Here is a 20,120-nt window from a genome sequence, read left to right on the forward strand (position 1 = left end):
CTCGTGCTCGACCGCCTGAACAAGTCAGTGTTGGAGCCCGGCTTTGGGCAAGAAATCGACACCTGTGCGTTTCACTAGTTCTTGGTAGCTGATCGGCCGGCTCGCTATCTCGCCTTCTCGATTTTCCTGCCAGTGCGCCCAGGCCCTCTGGGTCGTAGCGTCGTAAACGAGCTTGTACAAATAGGTTGGCACCTTCACCCCACCGGCCCCGATGCGCGGCCCTGCCTCCGTGAATACGGGGCCTGTGATGACGAACACGTCCCCTTTGGCCCTTCGCGCATAGTGCCGCGTGTCCTGCTCGATCTTGTTCCAGGCACCGCCGTTGTGCTGCGCATTCTGCGGAACCATGTTGGCCAGGCTGAAGCTTTGCGCCATCGCCGTCGGAGTAGGCATGTCGCCTGCAGGCGCCATGTGACCCCGGCTGTATCCGGAGTGCTTGTAGTCTTCCAATTCAGCCCGCTCTGCGCTGGGTAGCCGGGCGTCAGCGAAGAACCGCTTCGCACGCTTCTCGTCGGCATCTTCAACACTGCGGCGATTGAGGCGCTGCGCGACATACACCGGCGTCTTGGTCGTGCCACTGTGCAGCACCGCGAATGCCTCGTAGCACAGCTCACGCAACTGGGGCCGAGGGGTGATTGCCGGTGGTGTGCCGCCGGCAAAGAACTGCGGACATTGTGCGAAGCTGGTCGGCTGCGGGGTGAGCAGCGCAGTGCTGTCGAATTGGGGAGAACGAGCCCAAGAGAGATGGGGGAGAGAGAAGCCAGCCAGTGAAAGGGCCAGCACCATGGCCGAGCGCTTGGCGCGCGGCCAGAAGATCATTCGATTCACAGTAGTGGGTGCAACAAAAACGAAGTCTGATTGGAGCATCGTTCCTGGCTCTGGTGGACCTGGATACCTGGAAATCACACGGATTTACAGCTGCTTGCACCGACATGCGCCAGCAACAAAAGGGCTCCAAGAGGAGGCGTGCTGCGGTCCTGAACCAGCGGTTTGATCGGCGCGTGTCAATCGAGTGGTGGCAGCGTTCACTGCTCACGCGGTCATTCGCCGTGCTGTGGCCGACCGGGATTGCGAGTGTAGGTTGGCGGTGAGGCGACTCGTTGCAGCGCGTGCATGCCCGAGGCCATGAAGGGCGGGTTTTGGGCCTGTGGTCTCGGATATTGAACGCGCTTGGTGGTCGCTCCGTGCCGCGCCACCAGGCCTTTCCTTCGCCTCATCGCAGAGTTTCCAGTGTGAGAACCAAGGCAGCTGCGGCGGCCTCGTGGCGTGTGGACTGTTTGACGGCCGCCGCGAACCGATCCAGCAGCGATCGGGTAGACGACTTTGCATCCAGGTCAATTTGCAAAAACTCGGAAAATTTCTGCAAATTTGGGGTCACGAACGAGAAGTCGCCGCGCTCGAAACGAGACAGATGACCCACATTCACCCCCGTCTTTTTAGAAGCTGATGAAAGCGTAATTCCCAATGAATTACGCTTGGAGCGCAACTGCTCGCCAAGGTCGATTGCTTCAATTTTCGTCTTGCGCACGCGTGTCATGTGGTTTAGAATTATGCAAATTAATTTTTAAATTTGCAAACATGGCAGTGTACGTCGATGATGAGCAAATTCCATGGCGAGGCCGGCTCTGGTGCCACTTGGTAGCCGACTCGCTGCCGGAGCTCCATGCGTTTGCTACGCGCCTGGGCCTGAAGCACTCCTGGTTCCAGAACAAGTCGCGGTATCCGCACTACGACGTGACGATTTCTGTAAGAGATAAGGCCTTGGGGCTGGGGGCCCAGCTGGGTGATCGGGCAACCATCATCGGTTGCGCCAAGCGGCTCAAGTCTGAGATGTCAGAAGAAGTTTCCGCTCCTGAGGGTGTTGTGCCACAGTGCTGATATCAGCACTGAAGGGGACTCTGAATGCAGGCAACGCAGGTGAACAACACACCACGATTGACGTTGGAGCAATACCAAGCGCAAGCGCTTGCCTCCAACCAGTTCAAGGCATCCAGTGATGCGCTGAACCAGCTGCGGTTCGGCCTGTTCGGCGAAGTCGGCAGTCTGCTCTCTGCGGTCAAGAAAGAGCACCGGGACCTGGCGCCGGCGCAGCACAACAGCATCACCGAGGAACTCGGCGATGCGCTGTGGTACACCACCACCGTGGCTGAGCAGTGCCGCAGCTCGTTGCTGGACATAGGCGCGGCAGCCGTTGCGGAGCTGCAAGGCCGCTTTCGCGTGGCGCGAGATATGCCTAAGGAGGGGCTGTCCTTTGAAGCGATTGATGGCCTGCTGGACTTCTGCGCCACTGAAGTTGAGGCCTTGGACTTCGGGCAGGAGCTGCGGCGATTGGGTTCTCACGCTGGAAGCCTGATGCAAGCTCAGATCGAACCTGATTTGGCAGGCCATCGTATTGAAGATCTGCTGTCTTCCATCTTTGCGGATTTGGCCCTGACAGCCGCCCTCTTCAAGCAGCGCCTGGCGACCATTGCTCGCTCCAACCTGGAGAAAATCGAGTCGCGGTGGCCACCTCAAGGTTCTACCCATATCCCGCTGTTCGACGAGAAGATGCCTTCGTTGGAACGTTTCCCCAGGCTGATCAAGATGCACTTCATCGAGCGGCAAAAGGGCGATGGAACTCCCTACGTGGTGCAGCAGCTCAATGAGGTGAATGTCGGCGACCGACTGACCGACAACCGCCTGGAGCCGGATGGCTACCGTTTCCACGACGTCTTCCATCTGGCCTACGTCGTGCACCTGGGGTGGTCGCCGGTCATGCGCGCATTGCTCAAGCTCAAGCGCAAGAGTGACCCTTCGCTCGATGAAAACGAGGATGGCGCTCGTGCGACCATCATTGAGGAAGGTATCGCGACCTGGATCTTCAACCACGCGGTCGGCAGAAAGCTTTTCGCTGACGGTGCGCCAGGGAAGATCGAGTACGGCATGCTCAAGCAGGTCAAGGACATGGTCTCCGGCTACGAGGTCCAGGCCTGCCCCATCTGGCAGTGGGAGCAGGCCATTCTTGATGGTTTCACGCTGTTTCGCAAACTCTTCGAGAATGGCGGCGGGATTGTCGTCGCTGACCTCACGGCTCGTACCCTGACGTTCGAGTCACCTGTTGTGGAGCCGGAAGCCCCGCCTCCTGCTCCCTTGCGGCCAATGTTGGTAACGTCGGCGCTGCCTCCCCCTGATCAACTACTGCAATGACAAGTCCCAAGAGTTTCGTCGCATCGCTGGCCGAGATCCAGCTGACTGGTGTGTTCAATCCTTACCGCGATCGCTGTGAGGTTCATGACCTGGCCGATGCTGCGGCAACGCGTCGGCGAAATTTGCGCTCCTACCTTGCCGCGATTGAGGCCATGGGCTCCGACACCATATGGATGGGGCGGGACTTGGGGTACCGGGGCGGCCGGCGTACGGGCCTTGCGCTCACAGACGAGCTGAACCTATCTTCGCTGGCCATCTCGTATCCTGGGGCAACACCAGCCAAGGCAACCAAAGGCCCCGTGGTTGCCGAACGCACAGCGGCTGAAATCTGGGCGGTGCTGAATCGGCTCACGCGCCGGCCGCTACTATGGAATGTATTCCCCTTTCATCCCCATGAGCCAGAGGACCCGCTGAGCAATCGGCGGTTCACGAAGTCCGAGCTTGAGACGGTGAACGAGCTCAATCGAGAGTTGGTTGCCTGGCTCAAGATCCGGCGCATCATCTGCATCGGCCAGGATGCTGCTTCCTACGCGGCCACGTTTGGGGTCGACGTGGAGTGCGTGCGCCATCCCAGCTACGGAGGAGTCAAGGACTTCCGCGTCGGCATCGGCAGGATCTATGGAGCGCAGCTCAAAGAGGCGGAAGCGACCCAGGCGGCAATGTTCTAGGTTCGAGGGTGGAGGATGCCGCGCGCGGCGGTGATGCCTCCCCAGGCTTCAACGTCGAGGGTTGCATGGGTCGACAGGCAGGTCAGGGTCCCGACGGCAAGACCGGCTTCCTTCGCTACGAAGGACTGCAGCTGCGCAAGGCCGAGAAGGTTTCCAAGCGCTCGCGCGCAGTAGCTGTGTGAGCGATACATCGCGGTGAGATTGACGGCATGGCCCGTTCCATTGGCTACCCGCTTGAAGCTCACATGGGAGAGGCACGGCAGGCCGCGCCAGCGGTTGCCGTCGAGACCGGGGTCGTAGGTTGGAAGCTCGCCTCCGATATCTGGCGCGCTTTCGACGTGGTCTTCTTCCGGCTCGGTCAGGCCCAGTTCATAGCAACTTTGAAATGAGGCGCCGTCCGGCTGTCCTGCGTCGGAGATCTTCTCGACGATCTTCTCCAGCGGGTTGATGATCCCGCGCGAGGATTTGCCCTGCCTAGCAATCATACGCAGTGCGTAGGTGCCCCAGGTACCTGGAGCCTTGCCCCGCTTAATCATCCGCTCGAACTCGGCATAGAAAGCGGGACGTCCATGCCTGCGATAAAGGTCGAGTGGGAAGATCGTGCCGGCAACGGAATTCAGAGGCCATTGCCCGCAGCTCTCAAGCAGGACGTCGACGGCGTACATGCTAGCTCGATCTTCCTGGGTGATTTCCAGCGGATTGGAGATCTCCAGCACTAGGTTCTGAGCGCTGCGACCAGCGAGAGGTTCAAGATATTGCACGGCAGCAAGCCAGGTCGGCACGATGCGCTCTTGTATATCGAACAGCTTTGCCATTTAGAACATCACTCCTTCAACCAGGTGCATTTCAAGATAGGGGCGCGATACCCAGGCGTGCCCGTTGCCACCCCAGTTGACGCCCCAGGAGTTGCGCAACTGGACGTGCAACTCGCCGCTTTGTGCGTGGTGACCTACGGCCACGGCGATCATTGCGTGGTACTGGTCGGGCAGCACCCCCCGATCGAACACGACAATATCGTTGACAGGGCGAAACAGGGAGGGCGTGACCGCAACGACGACGCCAACCGGCTGGCCGGCGCTGATGCGCTCGAGGATCTGGGGAACACCAAGTCCGCGCCGCTGCGCCGGACTCGTGTACAGCGGGGCCAAGTGGGCATGCGGCACAACCAAGGGCGCTGCGGGGTTGTTCGGTGAATAGGGATACTGGGCTTCGAGCGGCTGCCCGGGTTGGTGGGCTGCGCTCAAGATTGCCTCGATGGTGAAACCTTCGTGCGATTGCCAGCCAGGCATTGCGCGGGCAGCGTGATGGCAGAGGTAGTCGACGCTCAGGTGTTCCGTGTCGTTCGCCGCCGCGTTCAAATCGGATGCCGTGAAAGCCAGACAGGTTCCCCTCTGTCCCTGGTGTCTCACCGGGCCCAGGGCGCCCGATACTTGCGAGTGGACATTGATCATTGTTTTCGTTGTAGTGAAGCCAAGACGAGCTTCTCCTGTTCGGAAACAGAGAGCCCTTCTCTGGTCGGCTCGAACTCCGTGTTGAAGGCAAATGTATCCATGGCCTGCGATGCAGGCAGCCACGGCGTCACCTCCTGCAACGAGACCTTTTTTCTTCGTGCATATATGGGGTCAAGATCCCCAGCCTTTTCCGGGGGACGGCGGTACATCTCCGGTGGGTCAAGTACGTAGGAAAGCATTGCGTTCCCAGACCCCACGATCACATTGCGGGATTGGGCGTGGTCGCGCTGTCGACCGTCGGCAGTGAAAGGCTGCAAGGTAAAGCCTTCGGAGCGCAGCTCATCGACCGACCAAAGGTGGCCGGAGCCGGCATGATTGGGCAACTCCAACACGAATCTGTCGCCATACCCAGGCTCCAGTACACGATCCTTGTCGGCTGGCTGGAGAACCCATACATCGGCATTGGCATGCTCTAGCTCAGCACCACCAAGTGCGTGGACCTTCAGCGTCTTCGGCTGCAGTTTGTCGAGGGCCAAGGTGACTGGCTCCTTCAGCAGCTTCAAACGGTTCAGGGACCAGACCATGGCCTTGAAGCTGATGCCGAGCCGAAGCGACATCTGGTAGACGACATGGGGCTGAACCAGGTCCGCCATGGTCCAATGCCGATCATTCATCGTCTTGGCGACCAACCACCTGGGCGCGAGCAGGGAGTATGCAAACTGATCCGCTGTCTGTTCGACCATCGAAGCCGATGTCCCGTGGTAGATCTCCTGGTCCGCAGAGCTTTCGTGGTTTAGGAAAAAGTGCCCGAGTTCATGCGCGCACGTCATGTGCATCAGCCCGCGAGAACGATCGCAGTTGACGAGGATTCCAGGATTCGAGCGTTCCCGGATGAAGCCGCCCAGAAGCTTGTCCAGCTTCTTGTACATAACCTGCACATTCACCGTGGCGGCGATCTGGGCTGGGTCGACGCGCATATACCCGCCATCGCGAATCCTGTCCTTTAGGCTCAGGTCTTCGATGACCTCGTTCGCCTTCTTGCTCGCCTCAAATAGGGGGTCGCGCGGAGCCATGGGTTACTTGCCTTGTTTGGTCTTGGAGGAACTCTTGAGGAAAGATGCGAAACGGCCCAGTTCCTGAAGGTCGCTGTCCGACAGACCTTTGGTTGCGCGAGCAAGAAACGCGGTGTGAGACACCTCCTGTGGCGTCTCATGGCCGAGAAGCTCTTCAACGGGCCTGCAATACAGGGCACTGAGCTGCTTGAGCTCCAGCGCCTCGACGCGGCGCGTGCCCGCCTCGATGTTGGTCACTGCGGGGCGCGTGATCCCAAGGGTCATGGCGACGTCTTCCTGGGATAGTCCAACGTACTCACGCGCTTGCCTGAGCCGGCGGGCCAATGCCAGCTTGTCCGCATCGCTATCGCTTGGCTGGCTCATGATTCACCCTGCAGTCGGTGCATGACCTTGCCGGTCAGGTCCGCAACAAACTGCTGGCGCGTTGAATAGCCACCTTTCCGGATGAGGGAGTTGGGAAGCTTGAGACCGGAGATCTTGTCTAGCGCGACCAGCACATCCATAGCGGTCATCGACTCAACGGGTGCGACGAGTTCATCGACGGTCGTGGCTCCATCGGGACCCGTGGCAATCGCCCGCTCGTCCCAAAACTGGCCGAGTGCAGCGCGGAGCTGAGATTCGATGGATGCGCTCATGTTCAACGTCCTGAAGGTTTGGTACGAAAATCGTACATTCCAAACCACTGGATGTCAATACAGTATTTTGCCGAGGTGAGCGCTGGGAAACATCTGGCAGACCCCGATCGCGACGCATGGATGGGCGCGACAGACAGCATCTTTGCGGCGGACTGGTTAGGCACCATGTCCTGACATCAACCCCAGCGGGGCTGTCAAATTCAAGAGCTTCGCCGCCCTTGTGATGATCCTGTTCGAATGCTTGGGAATACACCAGCTTGCACTCAACAGTGCCTCGAAGGCGGCGTTCAATGCGGTGGCCTGATTGCCAGCGTGAACCGCGAGATTGCACTGGCAGTGCGGCACCATCTGGTGTGGCAGGTCCTTGAACAAGGCGAGTGCCTTATTGACCTGCGAGGGCTTCGTGCTAGGCAGAGAGAGCTTGCCGTGTTCCTGGAACATGCGAAGGGTGGAATTTTCGCCCGCGCGGGGTACTCTGGAATGAAACAATCTGAAAATCTGCCGGCGCGCGCTAGCATATTTGGATCTGTCGATGACCACAGGCTTTTCATTCCGATCACCCTAAAGGAAACACCGGATAAGTCAACGTAAAAATTACCGGGGAGTAACTCCATCAGTCGGGGAGCAATGTGGTGCGAAGCAATTGCGGTCCAAATTCGCACACGATGAAGAAGAACTACTCGCAAAATATCAAAAAGTCAGGCTTTGTTCACGCGATAGGGCATCACTCACCTGCGAGGAATAGTCAAAGGTCGGCGCACCCCGCATGAGCTCCCAGTTAAGCGTCCCGGCAAGTCATGTTGACTGAACGTACCAGCCGCAGCCTACCAATTTATGGCTCGGGCCGGCCAACGCGAATCACAATGAATTGCGCACAGCACCCGGTCGAGAAACAATAGCAAGTCGACATTACCTCTGGTTGTCCTGAGGTGAGACGTCATGTCATCAAACGCCAGCCCGACCAAGTAGAAGTCCTTTACGCTCAAGCGGTCCAGATGGAGGATGTCGATGGCGGCCTCCTCGTAGGTCCAGAGCGCAGCGGATAGTGCGTCTTGATTCGAGTCTGTCGTACGTTTTCTGAGTTCGCACGCGATCCAAGCAAAGTCAACGCCTCTGACATCAAACTGAGCCTCTGCTCCGACAAAGATAGTTCCGGCCACTGCTGATCTCAGCTCCGCATGGTGGCTATCCAGGCGACGCTTAAGCCGTCGCGGACAATGCAATACCCAGCTCCACCGGTCAAAGGTTGCGGGAAATATTCCCAGAACCAGAGTTCGTCGCCGGGCTGTAGATTGAGCGCGAAGTTATTCCACCGTTCTTGCCAGTGGGGGCTGATAGGGAGGCCGAGTTCATCGGACTCTTTGCGTAGCTCTGCTTCGGCTTCAGCGCGACTAATACGACGCTTCCAGCTTTCAGCTGGTGGGTAAGGCTTATTGTTCAACGACCGATCCTCCAGCTCGAAGTATGCCGGGCGCATCTATGGCACTGAGGCTGTGGCTCAGGCCAGCTACTTGGGTTCCACAATCTGGCCCACTGCTAGCTCTGGGGCATCTTTGTGCATATCAACACAGTACTAAATTCAGCGATGGAACCCACCGCTCCTTCTGCGCAACCCGTCACACGTTGCTGGTTCAGGTCCTTGGGGAAACGCCTGCGTCACCGGCTCGATGCCTACGAGGTCAACGTGCCGCCCCAGATGCGCGCGGCACGAATTGCTGATGCACACAACGCGAAGTTGAACCGCCACCAGCAATGCCAGCGTGGTGGCTGGATCAAGTACGTGATGACGCAAGCGGTCTCGAACCCCTGGAGGCCCGGCATTCGCGCATTGACTACGAACACTACCTCGTCAAGCAACTGCAGCCCATTGCAGATGCAATTCTTCAGCCGTTGGGCGAAAGCTTTGCGGCATTGACGAGCGCGCAGAAGGTTCTGTTTTAGGAAATGCTGATGGGCAACTTGGGGTGATGTTTGATGATCGGATTATTTGACCGGTGGAGGGTGGGGTGTCAGCTTGGCAGGGGTTGCTGCCGCTCAACGCGCAGTCGTTGAACAACTGCTGCGATCTGAGAGCGGGCAGTGGAGAGCATCGCCGCTTAAGGTCTTAGCGCTCCAGAACTGACATAAACGGCATGGGCTAGCTCATGTTGGCCGCAGTGGCATCGCTTTCGGCTCAAATAGAAACCGACGGTCTTTGGCGGTTGCTTATAGGGGCAGCCAGTTACACGATAGGAAAGTGCGCCACGCCCATGGAGTCAGGCACTTGTTTGGCCTAGGGCGACAACGAGCCATTTCGTTGCTATTGCCCGGTTTGTGTTTTGATCCGAATCTCTTCAGTTTTCATCAGCACTTCGTTCGGAAAATCACCGCCCATAGCAGCCGCTCTTCGGGGGAAACGTAGGACTGCCGCGTCTGCCGCGCTCCGCCAGTCACATAAGTAGGGGCGGAACACAAGCGGGGCATGGCTGACGGCAGCCCGTTAGGCAAGGATTTTGGTCAAAAATTGCCAATAGAATGGATGCCAAGCGCTCCGTGATGACGTCTCAATGCCGCGGATTGATGGCTGCGCACATGTGGCCCACGGAGAAAATACTTAATATGTGAGGGGGGATGGATGAAGCGTATGCATATCTTGCACCACGTTTTTTGCGCATTGGTGTTTCTCGGATTTCATGCAAGTGCTGCGGCGGATGTAGTGACCGTTATAAAGCCTGCAATCCTCGAATACTATTTGAATACTGGCCCTCAGGATGCATTCGATTCCCCTGAGGAGGCGGTTAGTGCGTTGGAGTCTTGGTACAACGCTCGAAAACCGCCGTCTGTAGTCCTGACGAATGTAAGGCCGGAACCGGCATACACCACAACCTACAATGGCAAAGCTATTGTATGGGTTTGGGATTACGAATATACCTACGGTAGCGACGTGTACAACGGAACAACGGGGATGGTTGGCCTTGTTCCTAAGTGCGAAAGTGCTGATTGGACATTAACAGCCACGTTAGATAATCTCGTCGGAGTTGACTATATTCACCGATGCGAGCGGCAATACACGATACCCGTCGGCATACCCGGCGATGACTCCGGTGGGAGTGGCCCCGAGGGGCCAGGCTCAGGTGGAGACCCAGGACAGGGACCTGACTTAGGTGGCGGGCCCGGCACTGGGCCAGACAACAAACCATGCAACAGATGCCCCTGCGGAAACTCTGGCGGACAGGGCCCTTACGGCGGCTCGTTCGGCGATCCTATCTTGCCCGCCTCCGGTGACGAGTATCTCAATGAGAAAGACCTCGCAGATGCCTCGGCTCACGGGCTTCACCTCAGCCGAATCTCCTTAAGTCGGTGGGCCAGACAACCGGTTGGCACCCCTGGTCCTATGGGCAGGATATGGCGCCACAACCACTTCGCGCAGCTCAAGCAGCGCGATGACAACTTCCTGGACATCGATTTGCCTGGCGGTGGGCAACGAGTATTCGTTCGGAATACCTTTCCCTCCCAGGGGCCGTGGCGGCCCACGAATGGATTTGACGTTCTGACCCAGACAGCCAACGGCTGGACATTGCACCTCTTGGCGGACGACAGTGTGCTGGCCTTCAATACCACCGGCGTTCTACAGACGGTCACGCAGCGTAATGGCTGGGTGTATACCTATGCCCACGACGCGGCAGGCAAGGTGACGCAGGTGAGCAATCAGTTTGGACGCACCCTGGGATTCCAATACAACGCCAGCAACCAACTGACCAGTGTCACTGCATCCATCGGAACAGTTGGCTATTCGTACGACAGTAGCGGTCGACTGGTGACAGTGACCTATCCCGACAGCACCCAACGCAGCTACCACTACGAACATACGAGCATTCCAGACCTAGTCACAGGAATCTCCATTCAGGGTACGCGCTACGCCACCATCGGTTACGACATACGAGGTTTTGCGACCAGTACCGCGCTGGCCGGCAACGTCAACGCGTACTCGGTGGCCTATTCCGATATGACTCCTGGAAGGTATGCGGCGGTCACCGATCCGCTCGGCAATACCCGCAACTTCGGCTATAGCTCTGTTCGAGGCGTGCTGGCCGTGACCTCCGGCTCTCTGTCGCTCACAGGCGCGCCAGATGCCTACTCGCGCGTGCAAAACTCTTTAGGCCTGATTGATTCAGAGACCGATTTCAAAGGTGTCAACACCACCTACGAATGGGATGCCGCTCGTCGCCTTCGTCTTTCCAGTACAGACGCAGCGGGCCGGTCCGAAACCCGCACTACGACCACAACATGGCACCCGCAGTGGCGCCTGCCTGTAGCTGTCACCGAACAAGGCCGAGTCACCAGTTACACCTACGACAGCGTGGGCAATGTACTGAGCCACACGATTACCGACTCGGGTACCAGCGGCAGCTCCCGCACCACCAACTGGACGTACTACCCTACTGGACTGGTGGCCACCGAAACCGCTCCAAACGGCGCAGTCACTAGCTACCAGTACGACAGCGCTGGCAACCTCACCAGCGCCATCAACGCTCAGGGCCATGTGGATACGTACACTCGTGACGCTGCAGGCCGGGTGCTCACCCACACCACGCCCACGGGCGTGACGATCACCTACACCTACGACGCCCGCGGCCGTATGCTGACCGCCAGCGCGGATGGGCAAGTCACCGCGCTCACTTATAGCTCCTCTGGCAAGGTGGCCACTGCGACCTTGCCCCACGGCCATCTGGTCACTTACCAGTACGACGCTGCGCAGCGCCTGACTGGCTGGACCGATAACCGAGGCGCTAGCGCCACCTACGTGCTGGACGGCATGGACAATCGCAAGTCCGAGGAAGTGCGTAATGCCCAAGGCCAGGTCGCCTGGAACCTGGCGCGGACGATCAACAGTTTGAACCGCGTAGAGAGCGTCACGGTAGGTCCGCAGGCTGCTATCACCTACGGTTACGATGCAAACGGCGACCTCTTCAGAACCACCAATGGGCTGGGTGTGAGCACCCATTTCGGTCTGGACGCCCTGCGCCGCGTTCAGGCGATTCACGACAGCGAACTGGCCACAGCCACTCTGACCTACAACGCGCTGGACAGCGTGACCCAGGCTAGCGACTTCAAAGGCGTAGCCACCACCTACGAGCGCGACGCCCTGGGCAACGCCAAGACCGAGGCCAGCCCGGACGCCGGCACCCAAAGCGCCCAGTACGACGCGCTGGGCCTGCCCAGCAGCATCACGGACGCCCTGGGGCGGGCCACCACCATCGTGCGCGACAGCCTGGGACGGCCCACCAGCATCACCCACGCCGGTGGCGCAGGTGGAACAGGTGGAACAGGCGTAGCCAGCCAGACCACCACCCTGCGCTACGACCTGCCCGGCAGCGCCTACAACCAGAGCGGCCAGCCCAACGCCAGCAAAGGATCGCTGAGCGAGATCGTGGACGCCAGCGGCACCACCAGCTACCAGCGGGACTGGCACGGCCGCGTCGTGCGCAAGACCCAGCAACTGAAGAACGGGCACACCAGCACCGTGGGCTACAGCTACGCCCCGAGCGGCCTGCTGGCCAGCATCACCTACCCCGACGGCAAAGTGCTGCAGCACCAGTACGACAGCACAGGTCTGCTCACCGCCCTGACCTGGAACAACCAGCCGCTGGTCAGCGGCATCACCTGGAACCCGCTGGGCCAGCCCACCGGCTGGACCTGGAACCTGCAAGGCAGCCAGGGCAGCACCAGCCTGAGCGTGGCGCGCAGCTACAACACCGCGGGCCAGCTGACCACCACCGACTTCAGCAGCTACCAGTACGACGCAGCGGGCCGCATCAACAGCCTGACGCAGAACCTGTGGGCGCCGGCCAGCCCCAACCCGCTGGAGCAGACCGTGCAAGAGTCTCCCGTGACCTGGAGCGTGCAGTACAGAAGCACCGGCCAGATCATGGGCTTTACCCGCCAAGGCGCATCGGGTGCCGCTCCGGACACCACTAGCTACAGGTACGACGCCAACGGCAACCGCACGGCGAGCACCAGCGAGCGCACCCTGGCGGGCAAGCCCACGGTCACGAACCGCAACTACAGCGTCAGCGCCAACCGGCTGACCGGTTTCTCGCAGAGCCAGCAATCCACCGACCCTGCGACCGGCCAGGTCAGCACCGCCAACACCAGCGTGGCATACAACTACGACGCGGCGGGCAACCAGCAGGGAGACGGCCTGCACGGCTACCAGTACGACAGCGAAGGCCGGCTGGAGCGGGTGACGCTGGGCACGGGGGCGGGAGCTTCCAGCGTGCAGTACGCGCACAACGCGCTGGGCCTTCGGGTGTTCAAGACCGACGTGCTGGCAAGCGGTACGTCCAACAGCACCACCGCCAACAACAAGACCGGCCCAGCCCAGATCACCCTGCTGGGTGACGACGGCGAAGAGCAATCCGCAACCGGTCTCCAACCCACCGGCCTGCTGAAGGACCTGCAGAACTTCTGGCTGCGCCTGTGGAGCCCGCAGACCGACAGCACCCAGGCCCAGGGCCGGGCGTTCGTGTATGCGGAAGATGGCAGCCTGCTGGGCGAATACCCCATGGAGGCCAACCCGGCCACGGCACCGACAAAGGGAGCGCAGCACATCTGGCTGCCCACAGCCAACGGCCCGATGCCGATTGCGGTGGTGGGTGAAGGCCGGCAGTACGCGGTGCATGCGGACCACCTGAACACCCCGCGGAGGCTGACTCAGGAAGACGGCCAAGTGGCCTGGCAGTGGGAATACAGCGCGTTCGGGGACGAGGCGCCGACGACGGCGGCCACGCGGTTCACGAGCGCCAAGACCAACCCGACGACGGGGTCAACGGCGGTGCCGCTGGTGCAGTACAACCTGCGGTATCCGGGGCAGTACTTTGACGAGGAAAGCGGGCTGCATTACAACCACTTCCGTAGCTATGACAGCAAGGTTGGGCGGTATACGCAGGCTGATCCTATTGGGCTGGAGGGTGGTTGGAATCGGTTTGGATATGTAGACGCGAATCCGCTGTCATACATGGATTCGATGGGTTTGGTAGCAAGTGCCGATCCTTGGTTTGGCTATGGCGGAGACAAGGGATTTAGAGACTGGTGGCATGCTCAAAAACCATATTATGGCGGTCAGGATATTCCCAATAAAGAAGTCTGCGATAACCTATACAAGGACTATAAAGAGTCAAACGAACGCGGTAAAGGAGGTAAGAGCGGTAGAGGTGGAAAGAGTAGGGGCGATAAGCGTCCCACCCTCAACGAACTACTTCGAAACGGTGGACGGGGCGGGTATGGCCGTGGTGGAAGTGAGGAGTAAGCTATGAGGACTTACTGCTCATTGGTCATCAGCAGCGATACCGATGCCCAGCTGGCGGCAACCGTTCTAAGAATTCTTGGATTGAGATCCAGTGAAGTTGTAGACACCCAGACTCCCGATCTAATTTTCCGCAGGGAAAAAATCGCAAAAATTCTCGGTAAACCACCCTTATGCCCACCTCGCTACATCTGGCGTTTCTCTTCGAAGAACATAATTCATGACAAGGATATACAAGCTCACATTGCATGGCTGTTAAGTCAGGTTAGGCTAGGGCGATCAATCCGTGAGGTCACCGAAAATGGAGGTAATGCTTTTCTCACGTGCTTCTGGGCTGGCAATGGTCGGGGCGGTGGACCTATCTTGCCTTCAAGCTTGATGCGGGCGGTCGCTGATCACGGTGTTGAGTTGCAATTTGATTTTTACGTTGAGGAAAATAATGAATCAGCATGCGAAGACTAACCGTGTGATAAAAATCCTGCATTCATTTTGAAAACGATAGGCATAAAATGCATCGTCGTAAACTACTCATTGGGATTTTTGGCGCAGTCCTGACCGCGTCTTGCGATGATTCATCTTTAAAACCTGCTGATGATGTTAGGCAGCGTTTAATTGGGCGATGGTTGGAAGAGATTTCCGATGGCGGCTTTCAAAGCAGAAGCGTTGTCACACTTGATCGAAACGGTACGTTTATCGAAGTAGAGGAAGCTTTGAAAGCGAATGAATTGACCATGCAGCAAACGCATGCAGGTGAATGGTCTTTTGATGGGGTTAACTTCAAGAGAAAGTATACTAATCTGAATGGTAAAAATCTGTCAAATGCTAGTTTCGGGTATGCAACCTACGCGATCAAATTCCTCGGCGAAGATAGTTTTATCGGTATTGACAACGTTCGTGAAAGGGAATATCGCTTTAGTCGGATTGAAGCGATCGTGCGTTAAAGTAATCAGTACTTCCAGTCTGCACGGCCGCTAGATTAAGGCTTCTCATAATCCCCCCAAACCTCCCATCCACAACCCAGCCGCTAAAGCTGTTGGGCCAAGTAACTTCTTCTTTTGCCGCTGAGCTACGTGTCGCATCCCGGATGATTGCATCGATCCAAAACGCTATCCACTCTTCATTGCCCGAGCGGTTCTGCAAGAGTTGATAGAGTCTCTGCAATCCACCCGGGGAGTGAAGCCATGTTGATTGCCCTGCACAAGAACGCCCGCACCACGCCTGCCGTGCGCGCCGAGATCGCAGCCAGCGATGAACCAGCCAGCGTCCTGGCCCAGCGCTTTGGGATCACCGAGCAGACGGTCTACAAGTGGAAGAACCGCGAGGTCTTTGGGGACCGCTCGCACACGGCCCATCACTTGCAGACCGTGCTCACGCCTGCGCAAGAAACCGTGGTGGTGCACCTTCGGCGTACCTTGCTGTTGCCCCTGGATGACCTGTTGGCGGTCACGCGAGAGTTCTTGAGCCCCGATGTCTCACGCTCAGGTTTGGACAGGTGCCTGCGCCGCCATGGAGCAGGCAACCTCAACGCCCTCAAGCCCCACCAGCCTGCGGTACCCCACAAGGCCTTCAAGAGCTACGAGCCAGGCTACGTGCACATGGACGTGAAGTACTTACCCCAGATGCAGGACGAGAGCAGCCGGCGCTATCTGTTCGTGGCCATCGACCGGGCCACGCGATGGGTGTTCGTGCAACTCAAGGCCAACAAGACAGCGGCGAGTGCACAGGCCTTCCTCAAGGCATTGCACAAGGCCTGCCCGATCAGGATCAACAAGCTGCTGACCGACAACGGCAAGGAGTTCACGGACCGCCTGTTTGCCAGCAAGGAGCGCGAACCCAGCGGCAACCATGAGTTCGACCAACTGTGCCAGGAGCTGGGCATAGAGCACCGGCTGACCAGGCCCAGGAGCCCAAGAACCAACGGCATGGTGGAGCGGTTCAATGGCCGCATAGCGGACGTCCTGAAGACCCACCGATTCAACAGCCGTGAAGATATGGAGCAGACCTTGCAGCGCTATGTGGCCTTGTACAACCACCAACTGCCGCAGTCAGCACTGGGCAGCAAGACGCCGATGCAGGCCATGAAAGAGTGGTACCAAGAGCACCCGAATCTGTTTCACAAGCGGCCATATGATCGTCCGGGATGTGACACCTAAAGATGGTAAGAGCCTTGAGTCGAGTCGAAAACTCAAATATCTGCAGGGACCTGACTGAAGCTCAATAGGCTCCGTACAGAGCTTTGCGCCGTCCGTCGACGTTTGCAATAGAAGCCGAACCAGATCGGGTAAATCCATCAAACCAAATGCGCCCGATGACACGAATGCTTTCGGTGCATGTATTTGAAAGAATCTGCGCACTAAAAGCCCGCGAACGACAAGTTGTAGCGCATGTAGCGGCCATAGTTGTCATTGGGAGATGCCGATTGGGTGTCGCGGACGGCGAGAACTACTCCTGCGCCATTCTGTGCAATGTTTCGGTAGTTCAAGTCGGTATCGCTTGGATCAAAAACCGACATGTACGCACCGGACTGCAAGTTGAACGCGCCAGAAAACGGATGGCCTTGCCCAAACTGTTGAAGGTGGCCTTCGAGTTCCAGCGGATTGGCGAGTGTGGTGCAGTAGGAAAAGTGAAGTGCACCTGGATACGCCACCCCAAGCACCACGAACTGGCCTCCCACCTTGCGCACCGCTTGCGCCATGGCCATGTTGGCCATCCACTGGCCCGGCAAGTTGCCCCGGTAGAACACGTATGGTTTGATCGGCGCCTCGGGCACGCTGGCATCGGCCCACTCCCAACGAGTGATGTACTGCCAAGCTCCGGCGTTGTTGAAGATTTCCCAGTAGTGGCCGTTTCGGTTGTTGGGGTTACCGGTCTGCCCGAGCAACGAGGTGGCGCATCGCAAAAGCACGGGGCCGGCCTTGCCCGCTGGAGAGTCAGGCGCACCAAACGGGATTGCCATCGTTGGGTTCTGGGTCGCAGGAATATGCTGCGCGAACGTGTAAACGTAGCCGTTGTCTTCGATGAGGTTGGACGGGTGCAAAAAACCATAGTGCGCCAACTTGCCCAGCCTGCCGTATTGGGGCAACGCTGGGTGAATGATCATGTGATGGTCGCTGTGTGTGGTCGTGCCCGAGAAAGGAGCGGGGTTAAACGCGTAGGTGAACTGGTCGTGATCGCCAGTTCGAGGCTCCGTCTTGAAGAGCGACAGGCTGTTGAACCACTGAAACGTACTGCTGCCTTCGTTGGGCCAGTAGGTGCCGGCATCTGCCGCGAGTTCGGTGTAATTCTCCGAGTGTGCAATGGCGAAAGCTTGGGTCTGATCCACGTTGAAAACGGAGAACAGCCAGTGCCGCATGTCCATGCTACCCATTTGCGGATTGCGTGCCGACTTCATCGTCATCGGCTCGACAGGCGACAAGCTGGGCGCCGCCATCGATCCCGGCACCAGATACATGGTGCGGTTCTCGCTGTGTGGAACCACCGCACGCATGACGTCTGTTGAGCTGCGGCGGTAGGGGTTCAAGGGACCATCTGCCCAGCTTCCGTAAGGCCTACCTGCACCTACATATGTCTTGTAATTTGGCAACGCGTTGAAGTCATAGATGTTGCTGGCCGTAGCGAATGAGAGAGACACCGTGGGAGCAGACTGCGCCAGCACATTTCCAGACATTGAGACTGCGGCCAATCCCGCAGTGCTGGCTTTAAGAAATTCACGACGATTGTTCAATGGACTCTCCCTTTGGTTGATCTATTCAGCCTACAAATTGCTGACACAACGGCACTTCGGATCGTAGTGAGGACACTGGGATTTGCATGTAAGGGCTTGTTCCTTGTGTAACTACCCGGTGCTACTCGAAACATGTTTGCGCACAATTAAACAACTTGCGGATAGATTGAAGACGCGGGTCATATTGCCAGTGCCCGTGCAGTTGGGAGGGTGCCTGCGCTTTTGTGCGTTGAGCTCCTAAAACTTGTTCAACATCAATTTGGAAGCGTGATCATGATCAAAAAACTTCTGGCCATCACTTCGATTGCCTTAGCGCCATTGGTGGCCAGTGCAGGTGCGGAAAACGGAGTTCTGGCTCACCCTGGCGGCGGGCTGGACTTCCAATACCCCAGCACGTTTGCGAAAGCCCGTGCCAGCATTCAGAACGGTGGGCAAATCAAATTGCAATCGCGTTTTGTTTGGGGTGGTCCTGCCGGGAGTCCTATTGGCGGAGATGAGCACGCCATCGTTGCCTTTACGCAAGGCGCCAACAACAGTTACGTCAATGGATTTCTGCAACCGTTGTGGACACACGGTGTGGGTGCATTTGTGCATCCCAACGGACTGCATCTGGAACTCTGGTTCCGCAACGATGACAACGGCAATGGAACCATCGCAGACGACGTGACCAAGGCGGACGTGTGGGGCCAATATCCCAACAACTGCCGCACCGAGATCAACGGGGTGGGGAACACCAATGTCGACTGCCTGGGGGGCACCCCACACTCTGGTGGCTACATGACCCCTTCGGCTTTCTCGCTAAAGAAGGGCGCCATCTACTGGGTGCGTATCACCGTCGCTGATATCCCGACGAATCCTCTGTTCGCATCACTGCAAGCCGACTTGTTGGAGGAAACACCCAGTGGCGTTGTTCTGCGCCAGCAGGGCCTCGTCAATTTCGACAAAGGACGTCACTTCCCAGACTACTCGTCCCCGCTGAAGGGAACCATTGCGCGCACGGGGGGCAGCGGAGAGGTCATCCAGTTCAACGCATTTGACTATGGCTTCTGACGCGCATGCCCGGATGTGTGAGCCGCTCACTAAGTTGAACTGTGACAAAGGAAGAATATGAAGAAAGCAATCGCTGGATTGGTGATCGCAACCGTTGCGTTGTTACCGAGCGTGGGGAGCGCCCAGACGGGGCACCCTTACTACCCAATGAATGCTGGCACGCAGATCGTCTACCAGGTCTATGAGATACAGGGGCACTGGGACGAAGCAACCATGCAGCTATCGGTGACCAGCCGCACTCCCTGGAATCGTCCTATTGCCATTCAGTACTCGAACACGACGTGTCCTGCTTACTTTGGCAACGGCCCCCTGTATCGCGCGACATACGTTGACTCAGGTACCGCTGGCGGTGCACTGATTGATGGCGGAGGTGTGAGTCCCGGCGGCATCTCCTACATAGGAGAGGCCATCAACGAGATTGGCTGGGTGCATGTACCGTTCATTGCCAAGCTCGCTGTTAATCCCTCAGCAGGACAAACGATAGATGCTACCTCGACCGTAACAAGAGGATGCAGTGATACAACGTTCCAACAGACCTTGCGGTGGCGAAATAGAACCATTGCACACGCCAGCAGTTGGGGGCCTTTTCAGGACGTGTGGAGAACCGGGCTGCACGAGTACGGCTCTGAAAGCGGCGGTGTGGATCGCGTCTACAACTATGTTTTTGCCAGAGGCAAAGGCATGGTGAATTTTTGGTACGGACAACTCGGACCGGATGGAGCCATCACCAACGGACAAGAGTTCTACGCAATTCAGTACTAGATATGAATGCGAATGAAGCCGCCTTAAGGTGGCTTTTTTTATGCTATGTGACGCATGTGAGAAGTGAATAGCCCCGGCTTATCTAGACACTTTTGAGCCGTTGGGCATGTCGCTGCTGGAACTCTACAGGGGATAGTCCTGCCGCCGATGAATGACGGTGCTGTGAGTTGTAGAACATTTCGATGTAGTTTAAGACGTCCGCTCTCGCATCATCACGGGTTGCATAGACCCGCCTGCGGATGCGTTCGCGCTTGAGCAGTTGGAAGAAGCTCTCAGCCACAGCGTT

Annotated in this window: 20 protein-coding genes and 1 pseudogene; 10 read left to right on the top strand and 11 right to left on the bottom strand. The window is 58.0% G+C overall.

Annotated features, from left to right (window positions below):
* Positions 1–24: 24 nt before the first annotated feature.
* Both ACIGHN_RS10810 and ACIGHN_RS10815 read right to left on the bottom strand, forming a co-directional pair.
* A complete protein-coding gene (locus ACIGHN_RS10810) occupies positions 25–867 on the bottom strand; it encodes a DNA/RNA non-specific endonuclease (protein ID WP_396504353.1) in 843 nt (280 codons plus the stop codon).
* A gap of 346 nt (positions 868–1,213) precedes the next feature.
* A complete protein-coding gene (locus ACIGHN_RS10815) occupies positions 1,214–1,528 on the bottom strand; it encodes a helix-turn-helix domain-containing protein (RefSeq protein ID WP_396504354.1) in 315 nt (104 codons plus the stop codon).
* A gap of 50 nt (positions 1,529–1,578) precedes the next feature.
* On the opposite strand from ACIGHN_RS10815, the gene ACIGHN_RS10820 reads away from it, so the two are divergent.
* The 3 genes from ACIGHN_RS10820 to ACIGHN_RS10830 are packed head-to-tail and all read left to right on the top strand — an operon-like array spanning position 1,579 to position 3,854.
* Entirely contained in the window at positions 1,579–1,878 is a 300-nt protein-coding gene (locus ACIGHN_RS10820) for a DUF4031 domain-containing protein (protein WP_396504355.1), read from the top strand.
* 24 nt (positions 1,879–1,902) lie between these two features.
* The gene (locus ACIGHN_RS10825) at positions 1,903–3,186 is read left to right on the top strand and encodes a nucleoside triphosphate pyrophosphohydrolase family protein (RefSeq protein ID WP_396504356.1); all 1,284 of its coding nucleotides are present in this window, start codon (positions 1,903–1,905) and stop codon (positions 3,184–3,186) included.
* Positions 3,183–3,854 (top strand): uracil-DNA glycosylase, encoded by a 672-nt coding sequence (locus tag ACIGHN_RS10830; protein WP_396504357.1) that lies wholly within the window; start codon positions 3,183–3,185, stop codon positions 3,852–3,854. Before ACIGHN_RS10825 ends, ACIGHN_RS10830 begins: the two co-directional genes overlap by 4 nt.
* On the opposite strand, the gene ACIGHN_RS10835 is transcribed toward ACIGHN_RS10830, so the two are convergent.
* From ACIGHN_RS10835 to ACIGHN_RS10865, 7 genes are all read right to left on the bottom strand, one after another.
* A complete protein-coding gene (locus ACIGHN_RS10835) occupies positions 3,851–4,669 on the bottom strand; it encodes a hypothetical protein (protein WP_396504358.1) in 819 nt (272 codons plus the stop codon). The two genes, ACIGHN_RS10830 and ACIGHN_RS10835, sit on opposite strands and share 4 nt — an antisense overlap.
* Positions 4,670–5,305, bottom strand: a complete 636-nt coding sequence (locus tag ACIGHN_RS10840; RefSeq protein WP_396504359.1) for a C1 family peptidase — start codon at positions 5,303–5,305, stop codon at positions 4,670–4,672.
* Positions 5,302–6,378 (bottom strand): ImmA/IrrE family metallo-endopeptidase, encoded by a 1,077-nt coding sequence (locus ACIGHN_RS10845; RefSeq protein WP_396504360.1) that lies wholly within the window; start codon positions 6,376–6,378, stop codon positions 5,302–5,304. Before ACIGHN_RS10845 ends, ACIGHN_RS10840 begins: the two co-directional genes overlap by 4 nt.
* A gap of 3 nt (positions 6,379–6,381) precedes the next feature.
* Positions 6,382–6,741, bottom strand: coding sequence for a helix-turn-helix transcriptional regulator (locus ACIGHN_RS10850; RefSeq protein ID WP_396504361.1), 360 nt, complete (start codon positions 6,739–6,741; stop codon positions 6,382–6,384).
* Positions 6,738–7,013: a hypothetical protein gene (locus ACIGHN_RS10855; protein ID WP_396504362.1), complete on the bottom strand. Its 276-nt coding sequence runs from the start codon at positions 7,011–7,013 to the stop codon at positions 6,738–6,740. The genes ACIGHN_RS10850 and ACIGHN_RS10855 overlap by 4 nt, the downstream gene beginning before the upstream one ends.
* A gap of 156 nt (positions 7,014–7,169) precedes the next feature.
* Entirely contained in the window at positions 7,170–7,454 is a 285-nt protein-coding gene (locus ACIGHN_RS10860; protein ID WP_396504363.1) for a hypothetical protein, read from the bottom strand.
* A 727-nt stretch (positions 7,455–8,181) separates the two neighbouring features.
* The gene (locus tag ACIGHN_RS10865; RefSeq protein ID WP_396504364.1) at positions 8,182–8,454 is read right to left on the bottom strand and encodes a hypothetical protein; all 273 of its coding nucleotides are present in this window, start codon (positions 8,452–8,454) and stop codon (positions 8,182–8,184) included.
* 204 nt (positions 8,455–8,658) lie between these two features.
* On the opposite strand from ACIGHN_RS10865, the pseudogene ACIGHN_RS10870 reads away from it, so the two are divergent.
* The 5 genes and pseudogenes from ACIGHN_RS10870 to ACIGHN_RS10890 all read left to right on the top strand — a co-directional run.
* Positions 8,659–8,954: pseudogene (locus ACIGHN_RS10870) on the top strand (DNA polymerase II); the annotation flags it as partial.
* A gap of 1,432 nt (positions 8,955–10,386) precedes the next feature.
* The gene (locus ACIGHN_RS10875) at positions 10,387–14,301 is read left to right on the top strand and encodes an RHS repeat-associated core domain-containing protein (protein WP_396504365.1); all 3,915 of its coding nucleotides are present in this window, start codon (positions 10,387–10,389) and stop codon (positions 14,299–14,301) included.
* 3 nt (positions 14,302–14,304) lie between these two features.
* Positions 14,305–14,760, top strand: a complete 456-nt coding sequence (locus tag ACIGHN_RS10880) for a hypothetical protein (protein WP_396504366.1) — start codon at positions 14,305–14,307, stop codon at positions 14,758–14,760.
* Positions 14,761–14,807: 47 nt separating this feature from the next.
* Positions 14,808–15,239 carry a hypothetical protein gene (locus ACIGHN_RS10885; protein WP_396504367.1) on the top strand — a complete coding sequence of 144 codons (432 nt, stop codon included), beginning with the start codon at positions 14,808–14,810 and terminating at the stop codon, positions 15,237–15,239.
* A gap of 240 nt (positions 15,240–15,479) precedes the next feature.
* Positions 15,480–16,451, top strand: coding sequence for an IS481 family transposase (locus ACIGHN_RS10890; protein WP_396504368.1), 972 nt, complete (start codon positions 15,480–15,482; stop codon positions 16,449–16,451).
* Positions 16,452–16,651: 200 nt separating this feature from the next.
* Here ACIGHN_RS10890 and ACIGHN_RS10895 read toward each other — a convergent pair whose 3' ends face one another.
* A complete protein-coding gene (locus ACIGHN_RS10895) occupies positions 16,652–18,022 on the bottom strand; it encodes a hypothetical protein (protein ID WP_396504369.1) in 1,371 nt (456 codons plus the stop codon).
* Between the two features lie 273 nt (positions 18,023–18,295).
* On the opposite strand from ACIGHN_RS10895, the gene ACIGHN_RS10900 reads away from it, so the two are divergent.
* A complete protein-coding gene (locus ACIGHN_RS10900) occupies positions 18,296–19,072 on the top strand; it encodes a hypothetical protein (RefSeq protein WP_396504370.1) in 777 nt (258 codons plus the stop codon).
* A 57-nt stretch (positions 19,073–19,129) separates the two neighbouring features.
* Positions 19,130–19,834 carry a hypothetical protein gene (locus ACIGHN_RS10905; protein ID WP_396504371.1) on the top strand — a complete coding sequence of 235 codons (705 nt, stop codon included), beginning with the start codon at positions 19,130–19,132 and terminating at the stop codon, positions 19,832–19,834.
* An 82-nt stretch (positions 19,835–19,916) separates the two neighbouring features.
* Here the strand turns inward: ACIGHN_RS10905 and ACIGHN_RS10910 are convergent.
* The coding region (locus ACIGHN_RS10910) for an IS3 family transposase (protein ID WP_396504372.1) at positions 19,917–20,120 on the bottom strand (204 nt) is incomplete at its 5' end.

The sequence above is a fragment of the Acidovorax sp. NPDC077693 genome (genome assembly GCF_044542805.1).
GTDB lineage: Bacteria > Pseudomonadota > Gammaproteobacteria > Burkholderiales > Burkholderiaceae_C > Acidovorax.

Excerpts from the sequence above, each read along its gene's own strand:
- ACIGHN_RS10810 (WP_396504353.1), bottom strand. The coding sequence starts at position 867 with ATGCTCCAATCAGACTTCGTTTTTGTTGCACCCACTACTGTGAATCGA.
- ACIGHN_RS10820 (WP_396504355.1), top strand. The coding sequence starts at position 1,579 with ATGGCAGTGTACGTCGATGATGAGCAAATTCCATGGCGAGGCCGGCTC.
- ACIGHN_RS10825 (WP_396504356.1), top strand. The coding sequence starts at position 1,903 with ATGCAGGCAACGCAGGTGAACAACACACCACGATTGACGTTGGAGCAA.
- ACIGHN_RS10830 (WP_396504357.1), top strand. The coding sequence starts at position 3,183 with ATGACAAGTCCCAAGAGTTTCGTCGCATCGCTGGCCGAGATCCAGCTG.
- ACIGHN_RS10835 (WP_396504358.1), bottom strand. The coding sequence starts at position 4,669 with ATGGCAAAGCTGTTCGATATACAAGAGCGCATCGTGCCGACCTGGCTT.
- ACIGHN_RS10840 (WP_396504359.1), bottom strand. The coding sequence starts at position 5,305 with ATGATCAATGTCCACTCGCAAGTATCGGGCGCCCTGGGCCCGGTGAGA.
- ACIGHN_RS10845 (WP_396504360.1), bottom strand. The coding sequence starts at position 6,378 with ATGGCTCCGCGCGACCCCCTATTTGAGGCGAGCAAGAAGGCGAACGAG.
- ACIGHN_RS10850 (WP_396504361.1), bottom strand. The coding sequence starts at position 6,741 with ATGAGCCAGCCAAGCGATAGCGATGCGGACAAGCTGGCATTGGCCCGC.
- ACIGHN_RS10855 (WP_396504362.1), bottom strand. The coding sequence starts at position 7,013 with ATGAGCGCATCCATCGAATCTCAGCTCCGCGCTGCACTCGGCCAGTTT.
- ACIGHN_RS10860 (WP_396504363.1), bottom strand. The coding sequence starts at position 7,454 with ATGTTCCAGGAACACGGCAAGCTCTCTCTGCCTAGCACGAAGCCCTCG.
- ACIGHN_RS10875 (WP_396504365.1), top strand. The coding sequence starts at position 10,387 with ATGGGCAGGATATGGCGCCACAACCACTTCGCGCAGCTCAAGCAGCGC.
- ACIGHN_RS10880 (WP_396504366.1), top strand. The coding sequence starts at position 14,305 with ATGAGGACTTACTGCTCATTGGTCATCAGCAGCGATACCGATGCCCAG.
- ACIGHN_RS10885 (WP_396504367.1), top strand. The coding sequence starts at position 14,808 with ATGCATCGTCGTAAACTACTCATTGGGATTTTTGGCGCAGTCCTGACC.
- ACIGHN_RS10890 (WP_396504368.1), top strand. The coding sequence starts at position 15,480 with ATGTTGATTGCCCTGCACAAGAACGCCCGCACCACGCCTGCCGTGCGC.
- ACIGHN_RS10900 (WP_396504370.1), top strand. The coding sequence starts at position 18,296 with ATGATCAAAAAACTTCTGGCCATCACTTCGATTGCCTTAGCGCCATTG.
- ACIGHN_RS10905 (WP_396504371.1), top strand. The coding sequence starts at position 19,130 with ATGAAGAAAGCAATCGCTGGATTGGTGATCGCAACCGTTGCGTTGTTA.